This is a genomic window from Mycobacterium sp. (assembly GCF_040398885.1).
Taxonomy (GTDB): domain Bacteria; phylum Actinomycetota; class Actinomycetes; order Mycobacteriales; family Mycobacteriaceae; genus Mycobacterium.
The window spans coordinates 1-1,974 of record NZ_JBBATF010000284.1 but is presented as its reverse complement, the minus strand read 5'-3'; the positions used below and the strand labels follow the sequence as shown (position 1 = coordinate 1,974).

Annotated in this window: 1 protein-coding gene; it reads right to left on the bottom strand. The window is 68.4% G+C overall.

Annotated elements, in window-relative coordinates:
• Nucleotides 1-1,974 (bottom strand): RHS repeat-associated core domain-containing protein (locus tag ADBZ5U_RS16055; RefSeq protein ID WP_526811861.1); only part of this gene is annotated, 1,974 nt, incomplete at both ends.

Sequence of the window (1,974 nt, the reverse complement as noted above, 5' to 3'; positions counted from 1 at the left end):
TTAATAGGCCAGATTTCAGGGCATTGGCGGAAGCGGGGTTGATAAACGTTGCTTGAGCTGCTGAAAGTTCTCTAGTTGCAGCGGCTACAACCCTATCCTGCTTATTGAGCATAAGCGTCGCTGTATGAAGGTTACCTGTCTTAGGGCTTTGTTGCAAAATGTCAACATTGTTAGAAAGCGTATCCCACTTTGCATTTGCCGCATTCAACTTCGCCTGAGCAGCGGTGACGCCGGCCTTGGCCTTGGCGAAGCCGACGCCGCCACTGACCATGCCGACCCCGGCGCCGACCCCCATGCGGATGCCGGCCTGCTTCCAGTCGTAGTCGGCCGTGGTGCCGCCATCGATGAAGTGCTGGCTGGTGTAGGACGCCGCCCCGCTGGTCAGCCCGGCCGCGCCGCCGGCTGCCATGGCTTTCCACAAGGCCGCCGTCGGCCCGGCAAAGGCGCCCTTGGTCGCCGCCGTCAGGATGATCGCCGCGCCCAAAGCCAGGCCAATCGCCATCCCTGCCCACGTCCCCCGGCTCAGCAACCCCTCGGGATCGCTGTTGTTGATCGGGTCGCTGTCGGCATACTCATAGGGATTGAGCCCGCCGCCCTCCAGCGGGTCCAGCTGCAGGAAGCGGCCGGCCGCCGGCGCGTACTCGCGCGCGCCCATCTTGACCAGCAGGTCGGTATTCGGGAACGGCAGGGTCCCCGACCAGCCCGCACTGAGCTGCAGGGCCAGGTCCAGGGGCGTCGTCGGTACCGGGGCCGTGGCGCCGGCGATCTTCACCCCCCAGGGGTCGTAGACCGTGGTCGCTTCCGGCGCGGCATTGCCGCCGGTCTGCCAGGCGATTGAACCCTGCAGGTCCGGGTATTGCCACCGCAACGGCGTGCCGGCCGGGTCCAGCAGGACGCTGACGCCATGGGCGAGCGACAGCCACTGGCCGATGATGCGGCCGGCATCGTCCAGCAGCAGATCCCCCGAGGTGCGCAGCGTGATCGTCGGCTGGCCGGCCGGGGTGTATTCAAGGTTGCCGTTCCCGGCGAAGACGAAGACGCCGCGGGGCGCGCTGACGTCGGTGAGATTGCCGCCGGCGTCATAGTTCAGCGTGGCCTCGCCCAGGCGGGTGGTGCGACCCTGCGGGTCATAGTCGATCGGCGCCAGGCCGGGTTCGGTGGTGGCCGTCAGCTGGTCCGCGCCGGTGTAGCTGTAGGTCGCGGTCGTCGTCACGCCGGCGGCGGTAGTGGTGGCCGATTGACGGTTGCCGTTGGCGCCGGACGGCCCGGCAAAGTCGAGCCGGGTGTCGCGGGCCACGCCCGGCAGGCTGCCGCTGACGGTCGAGCGGATCAGCCGGTGATCCGGGCTGTAGACGTAGGCGAAGCTGGCCGTGCCGTCGGCTCCGCGCAGGGTGCGGGTGAGCACCGCCCCGCCGCGCGACAGGGTCCGGATCTCGCCCAGCCGGATACCGCCGGCAAAGCCGTCGTAGGTGAGTTCGGTGATGTTGTTGTTGGCATCCAGCTCCGTCCGGGCGCTGGTGCCGTTGGCGTAGCGGACGATGTCCGGAGAGCCGTCCGGGCCATAACTGATCGTCTCGATCACGCGGTCGTTGACCGTCAGGGTGGTCGGCCGGCCGAACGGGTCATAGCTGAAGCGCCGGGTCCGCGTCTCGCCTGCGGCGGTGCGCTCGGTGATTTCGGTGGGGCTGCCGGTGCTGGGGTCGTAGGCGTGGGTGATGGTGGTGCCGTGACTGTCGGTGCTCTGGTACACCTGACCCGTCAGCGAGAGGCTGCGGGTGGCGGTGGTCACCTGGCCCTGGGCGGTTTCGGTCACTGAGGCCACCAGCGGATTGCCGCCCACCCGGGAGTCCCGCGCCAGCGCGAAGGGGGCGCCGCGGCCGATGGCTTCGCCGCCGCTCATCTGTCCGGCCGCGTCGTAATGGATACAGACGTCGGTGCCGCCGCCAGTGGCGGTCGTGGCTTGTCCGGCCCGGT